The sequence below is a fragment of the Geodermatophilus sp. SMS 5-13 genome, from assembly GCF_059428245.1.
In genome coordinates this window covers 4,790,530-4,808,121 of sequence record NZ_CP165729.1, presented here as the reverse complement: position 1 = coordinate 4,808,121, position 17,592 = coordinate 4,790,530, and the positions used below count along the sequence as shown (strand labels likewise).

16 protein-coding genes are annotated in these 17,592 nt (G+C 74.9%); 8 read left to right on the top strand and 8 right to left on the bottom strand.

The genetic code is table 11. From position 1 onward, the window contains the following. The first annotated feature begins 4 nt into the window (after positions 1 to 4). From AB3388_RS23230 to AB3388_RS23220, 3 genes are all read left to right on the top strand, one after another. Positions 5 to 565: a PH domain-containing protein gene (locus AB3388_RS23230; protein ID WP_495407681.1), complete on the top strand. Its 561-nt coding sequence runs from the start codon at positions 5 to 7 to the stop codon at positions 563 to 565. A gap of 118 nt (positions 566 to 683) precedes the next feature. Beyond that, complete coding sequence (locus AB3388_RS23225) at positions 684 to 1,832, top strand: exonuclease SbcCD subunit D (RefSeq protein WP_495407680.1); 1,149 nt, start codon at positions 684 to 686, stop codon at positions 1,830 to 1,832. Further along, positions 1,829 to 4,789, top strand: coding sequence for an AAA family ATPase (locus AB3388_RS23220; protein ID WP_495407679.1), 2,961 nt, complete (start codon positions 1,829 to 1,831; stop codon positions 4,787 to 4,789). The genes AB3388_RS23225 and AB3388_RS23220 overlap by 4 nt, the downstream gene beginning before the upstream one ends. A gap of 6 nt (positions 4,790 to 4,795) precedes the next feature. On the opposite strand, the gene AB3388_RS23215 is transcribed toward AB3388_RS23220, so the two are convergent. Both AB3388_RS23215 and AB3388_RS23210 read right to left on the bottom strand, forming a co-directional pair. After that, entirely contained in the window at positions 4,796 to 5,260 is a 465-nt protein-coding gene (locus tag AB3388_RS23215) for a MaoC/PaaZ C-terminal domain-containing protein (RefSeq protein WP_495407678.1), read from the bottom strand. Continuing rightward, the gene (locus AB3388_RS23210; RefSeq protein WP_495407677.1) at positions 5,257 to 5,736 is read right to left on the bottom strand and encodes a GtrA family protein; all 480 of its coding nucleotides are present in this window, start codon (positions 5,734 to 5,736) and stop codon (positions 5,257 to 5,259) included. The genes AB3388_RS23215 and AB3388_RS23210 overlap by 4 nt, the downstream gene beginning before the upstream one ends. Positions 5,737 to 5,782: 46 nt before the next feature. Here AB3388_RS23210 and AB3388_RS23205 point away from each other — a divergent pair, with 46 nt between their 5' ends. From AB3388_RS23205 to AB3388_RS23195, 3 genes are read left to right on the top strand one after another with little or no spacing between them, the layout of a single operon-like run. Further along, positions 5,783 to 6,988 carry a 5-(carboxyamino)imidazole ribonucleotide synthase gene (locus AB3388_RS23205; protein ID WP_495407676.1) on the top strand — a complete coding sequence of 402 codons (1,206 nt, stop codon included), beginning with the start codon at positions 5,783 to 5,785 and terminating at the stop codon, positions 6,986 to 6,988. Between the two features lie 9 nt (positions 6,989 to 6,997). Further along, positions 6,998 to 7,516, top strand: a complete 519-nt coding sequence (gene purE, locus AB3388_RS23200; protein ID WP_495407675.1) for a 5-(carboxyamino)imidazole ribonucleotide mutase — start codon at positions 6,998 to 7,000, stop codon at positions 7,514 to 7,516. Between the two features lie 10 nt (positions 7,517 to 7,526). Next, the gene (locus AB3388_RS23195) at positions 7,527 to 8,681 is read left to right on the top strand and encodes an acyl-CoA dehydrogenase family protein (RefSeq protein ID WP_495407674.1); all 1,155 of its coding nucleotides are present in this window, start codon (positions 7,527 to 7,529) and stop codon (positions 8,679 to 8,681) included. A gap of 40 nt (positions 8,682 to 8,721) precedes the next feature. Here AB3388_RS23195 and AB3388_RS23190 read toward each other — a convergent pair whose 3' ends face one another. After that, entirely contained in the window at positions 8,722 to 11,349 is a 2,628-nt protein-coding gene (locus AB3388_RS23190; protein ID WP_495407672.1) for a hypothetical protein, read from the bottom strand. Further along, on the bottom strand, positions 11,346 to 11,885 hold the full coding sequence (locus tag AB3388_RS23185) for a hypothetical protein (RefSeq protein ID WP_495407671.1): 540 nt from the start codon (positions 11,883 to 11,885) through the stop codon (positions 11,346 to 11,348). Before AB3388_RS23185 ends, AB3388_RS23190 begins: the two co-directional genes overlap by 4 nt. Positions 11,886 to 12,957: 1,072 nt before the next feature. On the opposite strand from AB3388_RS23185, the gene AB3388_RS23180 reads away from it, so the two are divergent. Together AB3388_RS23180 and AB3388_RS23175 are read left to right on the top strand one after the other, a co-directional pair. Further along, positions 12,958 to 13,200, top strand: a complete 243-nt coding sequence (locus AB3388_RS23180) for a hypothetical protein (RefSeq protein ID WP_495407670.1) — start codon at positions 12,958 to 12,960, stop codon at positions 13,198 to 13,200. Then, positions 13,197 to 14,324, top strand: a complete 1,128-nt coding sequence (locus AB3388_RS23175; RefSeq protein ID WP_495407668.1) for a hypothetical protein — start codon at positions 13,197 to 13,199, stop codon at positions 14,322 to 14,324. Before AB3388_RS23180 ends, AB3388_RS23175 begins: the two co-directional genes overlap by 4 nt. A gap of 16 nt (positions 14,325 to 14,340) precedes the next feature. Here AB3388_RS23175 and AB3388_RS23170 read toward each other — a convergent pair whose 3' ends face one another. The 4 genes from AB3388_RS23170 to AB3388_RS23155 all read right to left on the bottom strand — a co-directional run bounded on the left by AB3388_RS23170 (position 14,341) and on the right by AB3388_RS23155 (position 17,517). Continuing rightward, entirely contained in the window at positions 14,341 to 15,165 is an 825-nt protein-coding gene (locus AB3388_RS23170) for a DUF1028 domain-containing protein (protein WP_495407667.1), read from the bottom strand. A 71-nt stretch (positions 15,166 to 15,236) separates the two neighbouring features. After that, positions 15,237 to 15,908, bottom strand: a complete 672-nt coding sequence (locus tag AB3388_RS23165) for a 3-oxoacid CoA-transferase subunit B (protein ID WP_495407666.1) — start codon at positions 15,906 to 15,908, stop codon at positions 15,237 to 15,239. Further along, entirely contained in the window at positions 15,908 to 16,672 is a 765-nt protein-coding gene (locus AB3388_RS23160) for a CoA transferase subunit A (protein WP_495407665.1), read from the bottom strand. Before AB3388_RS23160 ends, AB3388_RS23165 begins: the two co-directional genes overlap by 1 nt. A gap of 38 nt (positions 16,673 to 16,710) precedes the next feature. After that, positions 16,711 to 17,517 (bottom strand): TIGR03089 family protein, encoded by an 807-nt coding sequence (locus AB3388_RS23155; protein ID WP_495407664.1) that lies wholly within the window; start codon positions 17,515 to 17,517, stop codon positions 16,711 to 16,713. Positions 17,518 to 17,592 lie beyond the last annotated feature (75 nt).

The following is a 17,592-nucleotide window of genomic DNA, read 5'->3' as shown; positions in this document are numbered from 1 at the left end:
CGCCGTGCCGTACCCCGACAAGGTCCTCGCCGACGACGAAGAGGTCGTCCGCCACCTGCATCCGCACTGGCTGACGATCTTCTGGCCGGTCGTCTGGCTGCTCGTCCTCATCGGCGCCGCCTCGTTCGGGGCGGCGGTGATCCCGGAGGGCCGCAACCAGGGGCTGGTCCGCCTGGTCGTGGCCGCGGCGGCCGTGGTCCTGGCCCTGTTCCTCGTCCTCGTGCCGCTGCTGCGCTGGCGCACCACGCACTACGTGGTCACGACGCACCGCCTGCTGTTCCGGCAGGGCATCCTGGCCCGGCACGGCCGCGACATCGGCCTGTCGCGGATCACCGACGTCTCCTACCGGCAGAGCCTCTGGGACCGGGTGATCAACTCCGGGACCCTCACCATCGAGTCCGCCGGCGACAACGGCGCCACCGTGCTCAAGGCGATCCCCGACAGCGACGGCGTGCAGCAGCTGCTGAACCACATGATCGAGGAGGACGCCGACCGCCGGGCCCGGGAGAACGCCGGGTACATCCGCGGTGAGGACGACGGCGGGACTGCGCCGGTCCGGTGGTGACCCGCGGCCCGGGTGCGGCTGGGGCGGCTGCGTCCCGTGTTCCGGCCGGGGCGGTGCGGACCGATCCGTCACGGCGCGGCGGGAACGACTGTCGGTGGGCTGACCTAACTTCCGATCCATGCGCCTCCTGCACACCTCCGACTGGCACATCGGCCGGTCGCTGCACGGCACCGACCTGCTCGCCGAGCAGGAGCGGGTGCTGGGCGGGCTCGCCGAGGTGGTGCGGGCCGAGGGCGTCGACGCGGTCGTCGTGGCCGGCGACGTCTACGACCGGGCGGTGCCGTCGGCGGATGCCACCGCCGTCCTCGACCGGGTGCTGACCCGGCTGCGGGCCGCGGGCGCGCGGGTCGTGCTCACCCCCGGCAACCACGACTCGGCCCGGCGGCTGGCCTTCGGCGCCGGGCTGATGGCCGTCTCCGGCGTGCACCTGCGGACGGCGGTGGCCGCGCTCGACGAGCCGGTGCTGCTCGCCGACGAGCACGGCGAGGTCGCGGTCTACGGCCTGCCCTACCTCGAGCCCGAGGTGGCCCGCGCCGAGCTCGGCGTCCCGGACGCGCGCGGCTCGGCGGCGGTGCTCGCCGCGGCCATGGAGCGCGTGCGGGCCGACCTGTTCCTGCGGCCGGGCGCCCGCTCCGTCGTCCTCGCGCACGCCTTCGTCGGGGGCGGGGTGCCCAGCGACAGCGAGCGCGACATCTGCGTCGGCGGTGTCGACCTGGTGCCGGCGGAGGTCTTCGACGGCGTCGACTACGTCGCGCTCGGGCACCTGCACCGCCCCCAGACGCTCACCCCGCGGCTGCGCTACAGCGGCTCGCCGCTGGCCTACTCCTTCGGCGAGGCCGGCCAGGCCAAGCAGGCCTGGCTGGTCGACCTCGACGCCGGCGGGCTGGCCGACGTGCGGGCGGTGCCGCTGCCCGCGCCGCGCGAGCTGACCGTGCTGACCGGGGAGCTGGCCGAGCTGCTCGCCGATCCCGCCCTCGCCGCGGTCGAGGAGCACTTCGTCTCCGTCCGGCTGACCGACGCCGAACGGCCGGTCGACCCGATGCGCCGGCTGCAGGCCCGCTTCCCGCACTGCGTGCACCTGGAGTGGATCGACTCCGGGGCCGGCGCCGACGGCCGCAGCTACCAGGAGCGGCTGCGCGGGCGCAGCGACCTGGAGGTGACCGGCGAGTTCGTCGCGCACGTGCGCGGCACCGTGGCGGCACCGGGTGAGCTGGACCTGCTGGGCCGGGCGCTGACCGCCGCGGTCGCCGCGGAGGGCGCCCGGTGAGGGTGCACCGCCTGAGCCTCTCGGCCTTCGGCCCGTTCGCCGGCCGGGTCAGCGTCGACCTCGACGACGTGGGCCGCGACGGGCTGTTCCTGCTCTGGGGTCCCACCGGCGCCGGCAAGACCACGCTGCTCGACGCGGTCGTCTTCGCGCTCTACGGCACCGTGCCCGGTGCCCGCGGCGAGGAGAAGCGGCTGCGCAGCGACCACGCCGACGAGGAGACGCGCACCGAGGTCGAGCTCGAGCTGACCCTCGGCGGGGAGCGGCTGCGGGTGGTCCGGCGGCCCGAGCAGCAGCGCCCGAAGCGCCGCGGCACCGGGACGACGACGGAGCAGGCGCGGCTGACCGTGCAGCGGGCCGTCGACGGCGGCTGGGAGGCGGTCAGCACCCGCATCGACGAGGGCTCGGAGCATCTGCGCACCCGCCTGGGCCTGTCCGCGGAGCAGTTCTGCCAGGTGGTGCTGCTGCCGCAGGGCGACTTCGCCCGGTTCCTGCGCGCCGAGCCCGAGGACCGCGGCCGCCTGCTGCGCACCCTGTTCGACGTGGGGCGGTTCGCCCGCGCCGAGGAGTGGCTGGCCGACGAGCGCGCCGCCGCCCGGGAGCGGCTGGAGCGGATCCGGAACCGGGCGGCGACCCTGGTCTCGCTGGTGGCGCAGGCCGCCGACGTCCCGGTGCCGGAGGAGCTGGCGCCCGAGGCGGTCGGCGCCGCGCCGCGGTCGGCGGTGGGCGCCTGGGTGCACCGGGTGCGCGGGGAGGCCGCCGTCCGCCTGGCCGAGGCCGAGTCCCTCGCGGCCGAGGCCGGGGCGGAGGCCGGCCGGCACGAGACCGCCCTCGCCGCCGCCCGGACCGAGGAGGAACGCCACCTCCGGCGCGACCGCGCCCGCGCGGAGCTGGCCCGGCTGGCGGCGGAGGAGGACGCGCTGGCGCCGCTGCGGGCCGAGCTCGAGGCCGGCCGGCGGGCCGAGCCGGCGCGCGACGTGCTCGAGGCCGCGGCCCGGGCCGCGCAGGCCGCCGGGACGGCTGGCACGTCGCTGGCCGCGGCGCAGCGGGCGTGGTCGGCGGTCGCGGCCGGCCGCGCCGCCGACGGGCTGCTGGCCCGCGCGCTGTGGGTCGAGGCCGCCGAGGTCCGGGCCCTGCTGCCGCGGGTGGCCGAGGCCGACCGGCTCGCCCGGGACGTCGCCGGCACCGCCCGGCTGGTCGAGCGGCTGACCGCCCGCTGCGCCGAGGGCGAGGCCGCCGCCGGCGCCTGGCCGGGCCGGATCGCCGAGCAGGAGGCGCGGGTGGCCGCGGCGGCGGAGGCCGCCGCGCGGCTGCCCGGCCGCACCGACGCCGTCGAGCGCCGCCGGGCCGCCGTGGCCGCGGCCCGCGCCGCCGGCTCGCTCGCGGCCGCCGTCGAGGCCGACCGCCGCGCGGCCGATGCCGCTCGCACCTTCTGGCTGGACGCCCGCGAGCAGTGGAACGACCTCCGCGCCCGGCGGCTCGACGGCATGGCCGCCGAGCTGGCCGCCGGCCTCCGGGACGGCGACGGCTGCCCGGTCTGCGGCGCCACCGAGCACCCGGCCCCGGCCACCGCGGGCGGCCCGCTGGTCACCCGCGAGGACGAGGACGCCGCGCGCGCCTCGGTCGAGGACGCCGAGGCCCGGCACACCGCCGCGCGGACCGCTGTGGCCGAGCGGGAGGCCGAGCTCGCACGGCTGCGCGGGCAGGCCGGCGACGACCCGCTCGATGCTCAGGAGCGCGCGCTCGCCGAGGCGGAGGCGCAGCTGCGGGAGGACGCCGGGCTCGCGGCCGGCCTCGACCGTGCCCGCGCCGAGCTGGCCGCCCGCACCGCCCGTCGCGAGGAGGCCGCGGCGGCGCTGGTCGCCGACCGCGAGGAGCTCGGCCGCTGCCGCGCGGAGCTGGCGGCGGCGGAGGAGGCCCTGGCGGCGCTGCGCGACCGGCTGGAGGCCGCCCGCGGGGACGACCCCGACCTGCCGGCCCGCGGCCGCCGGCTCACCGCCGAGGCGGAGCGGTGCGAGGCGCTGCTCGAGGCGGAGGCGGCCGAGCTGCGCGCCCGCGTCGCCGCGGAGGAGACCCGGGCCGCCGCCGAGACCCGCGTCGCCGAGGCCGGGTTCGCCGGCACCGACGCCGCCGCGGCTGCGCTGCTCGACCCGGCCCGCGCCGCGCGGATCGCGCAGCTGGTCGAGGACCACGACCGCGCCCGCGTCGTCGTCACCGCCACGCTCGCCGAGCCCGAGCTGGCCGACCTCGGCCCGCGTCCCGACCTCGCCGTCCTGACCGGGCGCTGCCGCGACGCGACCGAGGCCCGCGAGGCCGCGGTCGCCGACCTGGAGGCCGCCCGCCGCCGGACCGCCCGCCTCGACGAGCTCGCCGGCGACCTCATGGAGGTCGAGGTGCAGCTCGACGACCAGCGGACCGAGGCCCACCGGGTCACCGCCCTGGCCGACCTCGTGGGCGGCCGCGGGTCCAACCGGCTGAGGATGCGGCTGCAGTCCTTCGTGCTCGCCGCCCGGCTGGAGCAGGTGTCCGAGGTGGCCAGCCGCCGGCTGCAGGACATGTCCGGTGGCCGCTACACCTTCCTGCACAGCGACGCGCAGGGCCGGCACGGTGCCCGCGGCGGCCTGGGCCTGGACGTCTTCGACGAGTACACCGGCACCCGGCGGCCGACCAAGACGCTCTCCGGCGGCGAGAGCTTCATGGCCTCCCTGGCGCTGGCCCTCGGCCTGGCCGACGTGGTCACCGCCGAGAGCGGCGGCGTGCGCATCGACACCCTGTTCGTCGACGAGGGGTTCGGCACGCTCGACCCGCAGGCCCTCGACGCGGTCATGAACGTGCTCGACGACCTGCGCCGCGGCGGGCGGACGGTCGGCGTCATCAGCCACGTCGAGGAGCTGCGGACCCGCATCACCACCCGGCTGGAGGTCGTTCCCGGCCGGCACGGCTCCCGCCTCGCCGGGTGATCCGGCTCAGCCGGTGAGCGGGGCTCTGCGCCGGAACCAGCCGCGGGCGCGCATCCGCAGCACCGGGGTGCCGTCGCGGGTCAGCTCGAACAGCAGCCCCACCGTTCCCAGCTCCGGCGACCGGGACGACGGGCCGGTGTCCCCGATGGTGAGCTGTCCGCGCAGCACGTCGCCGGCCCGCACCGCGGCCAGCCACCGCACCTCGTCGAGGCCGGGGGAGGCGTCGGCCGCGGCCCGGTGCAGGACGGCGTCCACGTACATGCGCATGCAGAGGCTGGCGGTGAGGAAGCCGCTGGCGATCAGGCCGCCCCAGGAGGAGTCGGCGGCCCGCTCGGCGTCCAGGTGGTACCACTGCGGGTCGTAGCGCCGGGCGAACTCGACCATCTCCTCGGCGTCGACCCGAACCTCGCCGAGCTCGAACACCCGGCCGGGAGTGAGGTCCTCGAAGTAGAGCTCCGGCTCGCCGCTCACGCCACCACGCGCGCGCCGTCCGTGGCGTCCTCGTCGTTCGGCGCGGTGAACACCCACCGCCGGTAGCCGAGAAAGCGGATCACGCTGCCGAGCGCGATCGACGCGATGTTGGCGATCTGGATGACCAGCACGCTCTCCTGCCCCAGCGGGTAGCGCACCAGCGCGACGATGCCCGCGCCCAGCAGGAGGGTGGCGCAGTTGATGAGGACGAACACCACGCTCTGCCGGCCCGGCCGCTCGTGCTCGCGGTGCGAGAACGACCAGAACCGGTGCCCGAGGTAGGCCACGGTCATCCCGGCCAACGTCGAGGCGACCTTCGCGGTGACCGCGCCGACGCCGACCTCCGCGTAGAGGATCTGGAACAGCCCGACGTCCACGACGAAGGCCACCGCGCCCACCACCCCGAAGGCGCCGATCTCCTTCAGCAACAGCCGCCAGGTCGACCGGAGACGGCCGCTCAGGCGGGGCAAGGGCACCCGGCCAGTGTAGGGAGAGCGGGGCCCCGGCTACCCTGTCCGCGCCATGGCCGACGCGCTCGATCCCCGTACAGGACTGCCCGTGGTCGCCATGGTCGGTGGCGGCCAGCTCGCCCGTATGACCCACCAGGCCGCGATCGCGCTCGGCCAGTCCCTGCGCGTGCTCTCGACCGGCCCCGAGGAGTCCGCGGCGCTCGTCGCCGAGGACGTGCAGCTCGGCGACCACCGCGACCTCGCGGCGCTGACCCGGGCCGCCGAGGGCGCCACCGTGCTCACCTTCGACCACGAGCACGTCCCCACCGAGCACCTGCACGCCCTCGAGGCGGCCGGCCACCGGGTCGCGCCCGGCCCCGACGCGCTCGTGCACGCGCAGGACAAGCTGGTCCTGCGCCGCGCGCTCGCCGCGGCGGGGGAGCCGCAGCCGGCCTGGGCCGAGGTCGCGAGCACGGACGACGTCGCCGCGTTCGCCGCGGCGCACGGCTGGCCCGTGGTGCTCAAGACCCCCCGGGGCGGCTACGACGGCAAGGGGGTCTTCGTCGTCGGGGACCCGGCCGAGGCCGCCGCGCTCCTGGACGGGCACGGCGTGCTGCTCGCCGAGGAGCGGGTCCCGCTGGTCCGGGAGCTGGCCGCGGTGGTCGCGCGGTCGCCGTTCGGGCAGGTGGCCGCGTGGCCGGTGGTCGAGAGCGTGCAGCGCGACGGCGTCTGCCACGAGGTGCTCGCCCCGGCGCCGGGGCTGGACGACGCCCGCGCGACCGGCGCGCAGGAGCTCGCGATCCGCATCGCCGAACGGCTCGGCGTCGTCGGGCTGCTCGCCGTCGAGCTGTTCGAGACCGCCGACGGCGTGCTGGTCAACGAGCTGGCGATGCGGCCGCACAACACCGGCCACTGGACCATCGAGGGGGCGCGGACCAGTCAGTTCGAGCAGCACCTGCGGGCAGTCCTCGACTACCCGCTCGGCTCGACGGCGATGACCGCGCCGGTGGTCGTGATGGCCAACGTGCTCGGCGGGGCGGCCGCGGCGCAGGACTGGACCGGCCCCGCCCTCGACGAGCGGATGCACCACCTGATGGCGCACTGGCCGGATGTGAAGCTGCACTGGTACGGCAAGGGCCAGCGCCCCGGCCGCAAGCTCGGCCACGTGACGGCCCTCGGCGACGACCTCGAGGAGGTCCGCGCCCGCGCGGTCGCCGCGGCCCGCTACCTGGCCGACGGCGTCGTCGACCCCGCCTTCGCGTTCGCCGACGAGCACTGAGGAGCCTTCGTGAGTGAGCCGCTGGTCGGCATCGTCATGGGCAGCGACTCGGACTGGCCGACGATGCAACCGGCCGCGACCGCGCTGGACGAGTTCGTCGTCCCGTGGGAGGCGCACGTCGTCTCGGCGCACCGGACGCCGCGGCGGATGCTCGACTACGCCGAGTCCGCCGCCGGCCGCGGCCTGCGGGTGATCATCGCCGGGGCCGGGGGAGCGGCGCACCTGCCGGGGATGGTCGCCGCGGCCACCCCGCTGCCGGTCATCGGCGTCCCGCGCCCGCTGGACCGCCTCGACGGGCTGGACAGCCTGCTGTCGATCGTGCAGATGCCGGCCGGCGTGCCCGTGGCCACGGTGAGCATCGGCGGCGGCCGCAACGCGGGGCTGCTCGCCGTCCGCATCCTGGCCGCGGCCGACGACCGGCTGCGGGCCGAGGTCAGCCGCTTCCAGACCGACCTCGCCGACCAGGTGGTCGCCCGGGACGCGGCGCTCCAGCAGGCGCTCGGACCGCGCGCGAAGGGCGGGGATTAGGCTCGAACCCGTGGGTAGCAACGCGGGGCTGTATGCACTGACCGAGGAGCACGAGGCGATCCGAGAGGCGGTCCGCGAGATCGCCGAGCGGGAGATCGCGCCGCACGCCGCCGATGTGGACGCGCAGTCGCGGTATCCGATCGAGGCGCAGAAGGCGCTGACCGCCGCGGGCTTCCACGCCACGCACATCCCCGAGCAGTACGGGGGAGAGGGCGCCGACGCGATCGCGACCTGCATCGTGATCGAGGAGGTCGCCCGGGTCGACTGCTCGGCCTCGCTGATCCCCGCGGTCAACAAGCTCGGCTCGATGCCGATCATCCTGTCCGCCGACGAGGACCTGAAGCAGCGGGTGCTGGCGCCGATCGCCGCCGGCGAGGCGATGATCAGCTACGGCCTGTCGGAGCGGGAGGCCGGCTCCGACGCGGCGGCGATGAAGACCCGCGCCCGCCAGGACGGCGACTCCTGGGTGCTCAACGGCACCAAGGCCTGGATCACCAACTCCGGCGTCTCCTCCTGGTACACGGTCATGGCGGTGACCGATCCGGAGAAGGGCGCCAACGGCATCTCCGCCTTCGCCGTCCACAAGGACGACCCCGGCTTCGCGGTCGGGCCGAAGGAACGCAAGATGGGCATCAAGGGCTCGCCCACCTGCGAGCTGTACTTCACCGACTGCACGATCCCGGGCGACCGGATCATCGGCGCCCCCGGTACCGGCTTCAAGACCGCGCTGCGCACGCTGGACTTCACCCGCCCGACGATCGGCGCGCAGGCCGTCGGCATCGCGCAGGGCGCGCTGGACGCGGCGGTCGCCTACGTCAAGGACCGCAAGCAGTTCGGCACGAGCATCAGCCACTTCCAGGGCGTGCAGTTCATGCTCGCCGACATGGAGATGAAGGTCGAGGCCGCCCGGCACCTGGTCTACGTCGCGGCCGCCGCGGGGGAGCAGGGCCGCCGCGACGTCACCCGGGTCTCCGCCTCGGCGAAGGCCTTCGCCTCCGACGTCGCCATGCAGGTGACCACCGACGCCGTCCAGCTCTTCGGCGGGGCCGGCTACACCCAGGACTTCCCGGTCGAGCGCATGATGCGCGACGCCAAGATCACCCAGATCTACGAGGGCACCAACCAGATCCAGCGGATGGTCATCGCCCGCTCGCTGCTGCGCTGAGCGTCCGGCCGGGGCCCGTGCGGGCCCCGGCCGGTGTGCGTCAGCGGCGGGTCACCCGCCCGGTGGTGGTGTCGAGCACGAGCGTGCCCCCCTGGAACCGCTGGGTCGTCTGGGTGCCGGAGGTCACGGCGTCGGCGGCCGGGTAGCCCAGCGTCCCGCGCTCCCAGCCGGCGGCGCCCCAGGCGGTCTTGATCGCCCCCGACACCGCGTGGGCGCCGGTGGTCCGCGACCAGTACACCGAGCCGTTCTGGAAGGTCTGGAAGCAGCCGCCGGACACCAGACCGCAGACCTCGTTGGCCGTCGGGTAGCCCAGGGCGCTGTCCTGGGCGCCCGCCGTGAGCCAGTACGTGCGGATGGCGCCCAGGACGACCCGGGCACCGGTGGCCTGGCTCCAGTAGACCGTCCCGCCCTGGAACGCCTGCGAGCAGCCGCCGCCGGTCAGGTCGCAGACGCGGTCGGCCGTCGGGTAGCCCAGCGGGCCGTGCTCCCAGCCCTGCGCCTTCCAGGCGTCCTTGATCGGGCCGATCACGCTGCGCACACCCCCCGCCGTGGAGGAGTAGATCGAGCCCGTCTGGAAGTGCTGGTAGCAGCCGCCGCCGGCGAGGCCGCAGACCTGCTCCGTGACCGGGTAGCCCAGCGGACCGTTCTCCGACGACCGGGCGGCCCACTGCGTCAGGAAGTTCCCGGAGACGGTGTGCGCGCCGGTGGTGGGGCTGGAGTACACCGCGCCGCCCTGGAAGGTCTGGGAGCAGCCGTTGGACGCCAGCCCGCAGACCTGCTCGGCGGTGGGGTAACCCAGGGCCCCCCGCTCCCACTGCTGCGCGGCCCAGCGCTCCTGGACGGCGCCGGAGACGGTGTGCGTCCCCGTGGTCGCGGACGAATAGACCGCGCCGCCCTGGAAGTTCTGGAAGCAGCCGGTGTCCTTCAGGCCGCAGGTGGTGTCCCGCGTGGGGTAGCCGAGCGGCCCGCGCTCCCACTGCTGCGCGGCCCAGGCGTCCGCCACGGGTCCCGGCTTGACGGCGGAGGCGGGGGTGGACGCCGACACGTACACCGCGCCGTTCTGGAAGTTCTGGAAGCACCCGCCGTCGGTGTACCCGCACCGCTGGTCGGCGATCGGGTAGCCGAGGGCGCCGCGCTCCCAGCTCAGCGCGCCCCACTTGGTGAGGACGGCGCCGCTGACCGCCCACGAGCCGTTGGTCGCGGACGTGTAGACCGCGCCGCCCTGGAAGTTCTGGTAGCAGCCGGTGTCCCGCAGGCCGCACGTGGTGTCGTTCGTGGGGTAGCCGAGGGCTCCCCGCTCCCACTGCTGCGTCCCCCACTTGGTGAGGACGTCGCCGCTGGTGATCCGGGCGCCGGTCGCGGCCGACCAGTAGATGCTGCCGCCCTGGAAGTTCTGGAAGCAGCCGCCGTTCTTCAGGCCGCACACCTCGTCCCGGACGGGGTAGCCCAGCGGCCCGGTCTCCCACTTCTGCGCGTTCCACCGGGTGCGGATGGCGCCGAGCACCTGGTGCGCACCGCTGGCGCCGGTCCAGTACATGACCCCGCCCTGGAACTCCTGGAAGCAGCCGCCGTCCGCGAGGCCGCAGACCTCCTCGCGGGTGGGGTAGCCCAGCCGGCCCTGCTCCCAGCGCAGTTCGGCCCAGTGCCCGCCGATCGCGCCGCGCACGATCTGCGCCCCGGTCGAGGGGGACCAGTAGATCGAGCCGTTGGCGAAGGCCTGGAAGCAGCCGCCCTGGGCCAGGCCGCAGACCACGTTCGAGGTCGCGGCGCCCAGCACGGTCGACGCGGCCAGGGCCCGGGAGACGACGGCGTTCCCGCCGGGGGACTGCGTGGAGCCGAACCAGTCGGTGTAGTACAGCCAGAAGTTGCGGTTGCCGTACGCGCCGCAGGGGGCGGTCCCGTAGCCGGCGGCGAGCGCCGCGGCGTTGGGCTGGTAGGGCGTGTAGATGTACAGCCCGGCGGTGGCCTGGTTCTCGATGTAGACGTCGGAGCGGCCGCAGGAGGCGTCGGGGCTGTACAGGATCGAGTTGACCCGGCCGGCCTTGTAGTTGTAGCCGTTCGGGTTGCCGGCGTACACCTTGAACCGGCGCGCCGCGTTCCACACCTGGTTGTAGAAGCCGTAGTACTGGGTGTCGCAGGGTGCGGTGTCGGGGCAGCCGTAGCCCATGGCCTTCTGGTAGCGCGTGGCCGTGAGGTTGCTCCCGCTCAGGCGGACCAGCCCCTGCTCCTTCTGCAGGATGACCAGCAGCACGCGCTGGCTGATCCCGCAGGCCTGGCCGACCTTCGTGATGATCCAGGCCGCCGTCTCACCGGGGGCGCCGGCGTAGCCGCTGCAGTACGCGTCGCTGGCGCGGGTCCAGGTGGTCTCGGTGAAGTTCTTCAGGCAGGGCTGGGGCCCGTTCACGCACGAGGCGCCCTTGGTGTCCAGGAACGCCTGCACGTCGCCGGCGTTCATGGCGTTGCCGTCGAAGAACAGGTTGTCGCTGATGATGTTGCCGGCGCGGAACTGGCCGGTGTCGGCGGCGAGCTCGAGCTGTGGCGACGCGGCGGCCGGCGCCGGTGTGGTCGACGGGGCGGCGCCGCTGAGGACGTCGATCGTCAGGACGGCGGCCAGCAGGGTGAGCGCGAAGGCCGCGGAGATCAGCCGGCCGGGACGGGCGGACCTCACGGAACGGTCACCTCCACCGGCTCGGACGACCCGGTCGAGGTGGCCGACGTGTAGGTCACCACCGCCTGCCACGGGCCCGCGGCCAGCTCGCCTCCCGGGATCTCGAGCAGGTCGCAGATCGTCGTGCTGGCATCGGCGTTCGCGGTGCCCGACACCGTGTGCGACTCCCCGCCGCGGGTGAGCTCCAGGGCGCAGGTCCCGCCGTCCTGGACCAGGCTGCCGACGAAGGCGTTGACCTGGACCGACGAGCTGGCGGGATCCCAGCCGGCGTAGCTGAGGACGACGTCGGCCTGCCCGTCGGGAGCGGTCACGGGCGCATCCGTGGCCACCTCCTCGGGCGGCTCGGTCGTCACCGGCGTGGTGACGGTCGCGCGCGGATCGGGGACCGCGCCGCCCGTCGGGCCCGCGGGCGTGGACGCGGCGGCGGCCGGTCCGGCCTCGATGTCGGAGGTCGGCCGCAGCAGGTAGCCGCCGCCGGCCGCGAGAGCGACGAGGACGACGGCCACGAGCAGCCAGCGGCGACGAGTGGAGGACATGAACACCCCAGACGTGGTGCGGCTCAGGTTGCGAGCGCGGAGGAATCGGCCGTCGTCGACGTCGGCCGCGGATCACGAAGTAATCACGAAACGGATTCGGGTAATCACGGATAGTTGTACCGGACTCACCTGTTCCACCGTTTCACCGCTCCGTGTCGGCGGGTCGCGCACGAGTGGGAAGCGGCAGGTGGGACGGACGGGTCGCATGGATCGCGGCCGCGGGCCGGCCCGGCGAGGAGCGGCGCTAAGTCACTGGCTCCTCGAGCCGAGCATCCCTAGAGTTCGTGACCCAGCGAGTCCGATCGCGCCGAGGAGAAGCGCACGAGGTATCACCCGGCAGGCCTCAGGCCTCTGCCCCATGAGCCACTCCGTCGAAGGGGAGGCAGAGATGGACGGGTGGACACGTCTGCTGCGCCGCACGGCGGTGGCGCCGGTGGTTCTCGTCGTGGTGTCCTGCGGCGGAGCCGCGGAACCGCTCGGTGCCCCGCAGCCGGAGGCGTCCTCGGCGGACACCTCCTCGGCAGCGCCGCCCCCGGGGCCCGGTCCGGATCCGCAGCAGCAATCCGGCCCCGGTCCCCAGCAGCCCGACCCCGCTCCGCAGCCGGGGCCGCAGTCGAACCCGGGCCCGCAGTCGAACCCGGGCCCGCAGTCGAACCCGGGCCCGCAGTCGAACCCGGGCCCGCAGTCGAACCCGGGCCCGCAGCCGAACCCGGGCCCGCAGTCGAACCCGGGCCCGCAGCCGAACCCGGGCCCGCAGCCGAACCCGGGTCCGAATCCCGGCCCCCAGTCCGCCCCTGGCCCGAACCCGCAGCCGGGTCCGCAGCCGAACCCGGGGGCGCCGCAGCCGAACCCGGGGCCGAACCCGGGGCCGAACCCGGGGCCGAATCCCCAGCCGAACCCGCAGCCCCAGCCGAAGCCGCAACCGCCCAACCCGAACCCTCCGCCCGGGACCGTCTCGTTCGACCTCCCCGGCAACGGGGCCGAGCTCCAGGCGGCGGCTTGGGCGGACGCCTACGCCCGCGCATGCAGCGCCAAGGGCTACGACTCCGACTGTCTGACGCTGAACCTGTCTGTGATCAGTACGGCCGGGGGAAGCATCAACCCAGCACCTCGAGCGACGGATACCTTCGACGACCAGGGCAACACCCGTTACGAGGACGACCTCGGCAACGTGTACGCCCCGTGCGTCGTCACCCACATGGATCCGGATCCGGACAAGGGCGAGGGCGTCGACGTGCCTACCCCCACCACCGTCGACGTCACGGTCGAGTGCACGCCCGAGGTGGCGGCCGCGCCGGAGGGGGGTGGCGCGTGACGACGAGGACCGACGAGGTCGCCGACCGGGTCGCTCCTGCCCCGGAGGCCCGGCCGGCTGCTGCCGTCCCGGTCGGGTCGTCCGTGCCGCCGCCTGCGGCCGTGGACGCCGCGCCCCCGGGACAGCAGGACGAGACCCCCGACGCGTCGTTCGAAGCCGCCGAGGCCGTTCCGAAGGCGCTGCAGGTGATCGGGTCGATCGTCGCCCCGACCACGCTGCTGACCGCGCTGTTCTTCTACTTCGGGCTGCTGTACGCCATCGGCTACTACCGCTACTTCGGCGTGAACTACACCGTCCTCGACCTGCCGACGCAGGGCCTGCTCATCCTGAGCGCGAGCACCGCGATCGTCCCGCTGGGCACCCTGGCGGCGGCGGGGCTCCTGGCGCTGTGGATCTACCGGCTGCCGCTCGAGCGGTCGTCGGAGCGGGTCCGCTGGTGGCTGTACCGCACACTCTTCCCCCTCGTCGCCGTCGCGGGCGTCGTGCTGCTGGGCCTGGTGGCCGCCGAGACGCTGTTCCGCCTGACGGTGTTCCCGGCCTCCTTCCCGGAGGGCCGCGGGATCAGCCTGTCGGTGGGGGTGGTGCTGCTGGCCTGGGCCGCCCGGCTGCGGAGGATGCTCGCGCCGCGCGACACGGCCGAACCTGCGGTCACGGAGGCCGGGACGTCGTCCGCGGGGAGGATCCTGGCGCTGCTCCGGCGGGCCGCCCGGGCCCTGACCCGGCCGGGGCCGCCGGACCACCGGCCCGGCCACGTGGCCCTGACCGTCGCGAAGTGGGTCTGCGTGGCCGTCCTGTTCGGCGTCGGCCTGTTCTGGGCCGTGGGCAGCTACGCGCTCCGGCTCGGCCCGCAGGACGCGCAGGGGTTCGTGGCCAACCTGGCGTGCGCGCCCGACGTGGTCGTCTACAGCGAGCGGAGCCTCAACCTGTCCGCCGCCGGCCTGACGGAGGAGCCGTCCACCGGACCGGAGGGTGCGTACGGATTCCGGTACGCGGGGCTCAAGCTCGTCCCGCAGGCGGGGGACCAGTACCTCCTGCTGCCCGCCGACTGGACGTTCGGAGCTCGCCCGGCCATCCTGCTGCCCCCGTCGGACTCCCTGCGGCTGGAGTTCACGCCGGTGTGCTGAGGCGGCGGTCCGCCGGTCAGGCGTCGAGGAGCCGGTGCACCCCGGCCAGGCGCGCGTCGCCGGCCATCGAGGCCAGCCACGCCGACCAGCCGGGGCGGGCGCGCATCGCCTCCAGCGCGGTGCGGGCCGCGGCGCGGTCACCGCGGCGCGAGGCGGCCAGCGCCGCGTAGAGGTCCCGGGCGCCCTCGGGGGCGAACAGGGCGAGCGTCTCGTAGTCGCGCTCGTCGTAGGCGCGCTGCAGGTTGCGCAGCATGCGCAGCTGGGCGACCGGGTCGCCGGAGTCGTCGACCCGCAGGTCCATCCGCACGCCGTCGTCCTCGTCGGTCACCGGCGAGCCGCCGACGACGAGCAGCGCGGCGGACTGCCGGCCGCGCAGGTCGCCACCGGCGTCCTGCCCCGCGGTCAGCGCGGCGAGCAGCCGGTCGGGCAGGCCGCCGCCGGCGGCGGAGAGCGCCTGGGCCATCGCCGGCAGGACGTCGGTCGAGGCCAGCATGTTGCCCTGCACGCTCCACCCGTCGCCGACGAGGTGGCCGCTGGCGGGCAGCGACGTCCGGCCGGTGTCGGCGGCGACCCGTCCGTCGGCGGCGAGGACGGCGATCTGCCGGTCGGCGTCCTCGGCGGAGTGCGCCGCGCGCTTCACCAGCTCCTCGGGGGCGGCGCCCTCGGCCAGCCCGGTCAGCAGGGACTGCCCCAGCCCCCGCCGGCTGCGGGCCTGCACGGCCACGACGCCGATGCCCGGCCGGGCGCCCGGCACCGCCCGGCCGACGGCGAGGATGCACGAGGAGACCGCGATGCCCAGGTCACCGGTGGCGGGATCCCATGCGAGAACGCTGAAGGTCACGGGCGCTCCTTGCTGGCGCTCGTCGGCCCGTGCCCTAGGTGCTGCGCTCCTTGCTGACCTCGCAAGCTCGGTCAGGCCACGGCGGCGGGGATCGACATGGTCGGGACGTCGTCGGGCACGGTCAGCTTCGCGCCGGTCTTCTCGACCACCTCGTCGACGCTGACGCCAGGGGCGACCTCGCGCAGCACGAGGCCCTCGTCGGTGACGTCGATGACGGCGAGGTCGGTGATGACCCGGTCGACGCAGGCGGGTCCGGTGAGGGGCAGGGTGCACTCCTCGACGATCTTCGCCGAGCCGTCGCGGGCGACGTGCTCCATCATCACGATCACCCGCTTGGCGCCCTGGACGAGGTCCATCGCGCCGCCCATGCCGTTGACCATCTTGCCCGGGATGAGCCAGTTGGCCAGGTCGCCCCGGATGTTGACCTGCATGGCGCCGAGGATGGCGAGGTCGAGGTGGCCGCCGCGGATCATGCCGAAGCTCATCGAGGAGTCGAAGAAGCTCGACCCCGGCAGGATCGTCACGGTCTCCTTGCCGGCGTTGATCAGGTCGGCGTCCTCCTCGCCCTCGAACGGGTAGGGGCCCACGCCGAGGATCCCGTTCTCGCTGTGCAGCACGACGTGCACGTCGTCGGGCACGTAGTTGGGCACCAGCGTCGGCATCCCGATGCCGAGGTTGACGTACTGGCCGTCGACGAGCTCCTGCGCGACGCGGGCGGCGAGTGCATTGCGGGTGAGAGCCATCAGGCGGTCGCCTCCGAACGCGGCCGGGTGGTGCGGAACTCGATCTTCTTGCCCTCGGTGCCGACCACGACCACCTTGTGCACGAACACGCCGGCCAGGTGCACGTCCTCCGGGCGGATCTCGCCGGGCTCGACCAGCTCCTCGACCTCGGCGATCGTGACCCGCCCGGCCATGCCGGCCAGCGGGTTGAAGTTGCGGGCCGACTCGTGGAACACCAGGTTGCCGTGCCGGTCGCCGACGGCGGCGCGGACCAGGCCGAAGTCGGCGGTCAGCGCGGTCTCCATGACGTACTGCCGGCCGTCGAACTCGCGGACCTCCTTCGGCTTGCTGGCCTCGACCACCTTGCCGTCGGCGTCGTAGCGGATCGGGATGCCGCCGTTGGCCACCATCGTGCCGACCCCGGTGGGCGTGTAGAACGCCGGGATGCCGGCGCCGCCCGCGCGCAGCCGCTCGGCCAGCGTGCCCTGCGGGGTCAGCTCCACCTCCATCTGGCCGGAGAGGTAGAGCCGGGCCAGCTCCTTGTTGCCACCGACGAACGAGCTGATCGTCTTGCGGATCCGCCCGGCGTAGAGCAGCACGCCCAGCGCCTGGTCGTCGACGCCGCAGTTGTTGGAGATCGTGGTCAGGTTCTTCGTGCCCTGCTCGAGGAGGGCGTCGATGAGCTTGATCGGGACCCCGCAGAGCCCGAAGCCGCCGACGGCGAGCGTCGCGCCGTCCCCGATGTCGGCCACGGCCTCGCGGGCGCTGGCGACCACCTTGTCCATGAACTGACCCACCGTTCTCGTGCGGCCGGGAGACCCGTCTACACAGGTCGTCCCAGCGCGCGGATGCCGTCGATCTCGGGTCCGAGCGTAGCCGTGACCCGTTCGGCGGCCGCGCGGGCGGCGAGCCCGTCCGGATCGGGATGTCGGCAGAGGACCAGCGAGGCCCCGGCCGCGAGCGGTGCGAGCAGCCAGGCGACCGGTCCCGCCTCGGCGGCGGTCGCGTCGTCGACGAGGACGCGGTCGCCTGCGGCCAGCCCCAGCCGGCCGGCCAGCTCGGCCGCGGCCGCGGTCAGCCCGCCCAGCGTCAGCTCCAGCCCACCGGCCCGCAGCCCGGGGGAGGAGGCCTCCGGCGGCGTCCACGGGGCGAAGCGGTCCCCGGCCGCGCGCACCTCGAGCGCGAAGTCGCGGGCCTGCCCCGCGTAGCCGTTCATCCCCAGGCCCATCGGGTGCAGGGACAGGCCGAGCAGCTCGGCGCCTCCCAGCTCCTCCTCGACGGCCACCAGCCGGTCCTGCGACACCAGGACGACGTCGGCGGCGGCCAGCCCGCCCTCGTCCTCCGCGGGCGTGTCCAGGACGATCGCCCCGCAGCTCCACGCCGCCAGCAGCACGGCGGCGGTCTGCCAGTGCACCGGCAGGGCCAGCGCGACCGTGCTGCCCGGGCCGACGTCGAACTCCTCCTGCAGCAGGTTCGCCGTCTTGGCGACCCAGTTGGCCAGCGTGGTGGCGGACAGCTCCACCCGCTCGCCGGCCGCGTCGTCGTAGTAGGTCAGCAGCGGGGCCGCGGCATCGCGGCGGACCGCGGACTCGAGCAGCTGCGCCGGAAGAGTGGGTCTCGTGGTGGGCACGGGACAAGAGTGGCAGTGTGACGGAGCGTTCCCCCCGCGCGTCCCCGGACGGCCGGATCCGCGCGGCTACAGTCG

Coding starts and splice junctions, on each gene's coding strand:
- AB3388_RS23225 (WP_495407680.1), top strand. CDS start 684: ATGCGCCTCCTGCACACCTCCGACTGGCACATCGGCCGGTCGCTGCAC.
- AB3388_RS23205 (WP_495407676.1), top strand. CDS start 5,783: ATGGCCGACGCGCTCGATCCCCGTACAGGACTGCCCGTGGTCGCCATG.
- AB3388_RS23185 (WP_495407671.1), bottom strand. CDS start 11,885: ATGTCCTCCACTCGTCGCCGCTGGCTGCTCGTGGCCGTCGTCCTCGTC.
- AB3388_RS23165 (WP_495407666.1), bottom strand. CDS start 15,908: ATGGCTCTCACCCGCAATGCACTCGCCGCCCGCGTCGCGCAGGAGCTC.
- AB3388_RS23160 (WP_495407665.1), bottom strand. CDS start 16,672: ATGGACAAGGTGGTCGCCAGCGCCCGCGAGGCCGTGGCCGACATCGGG.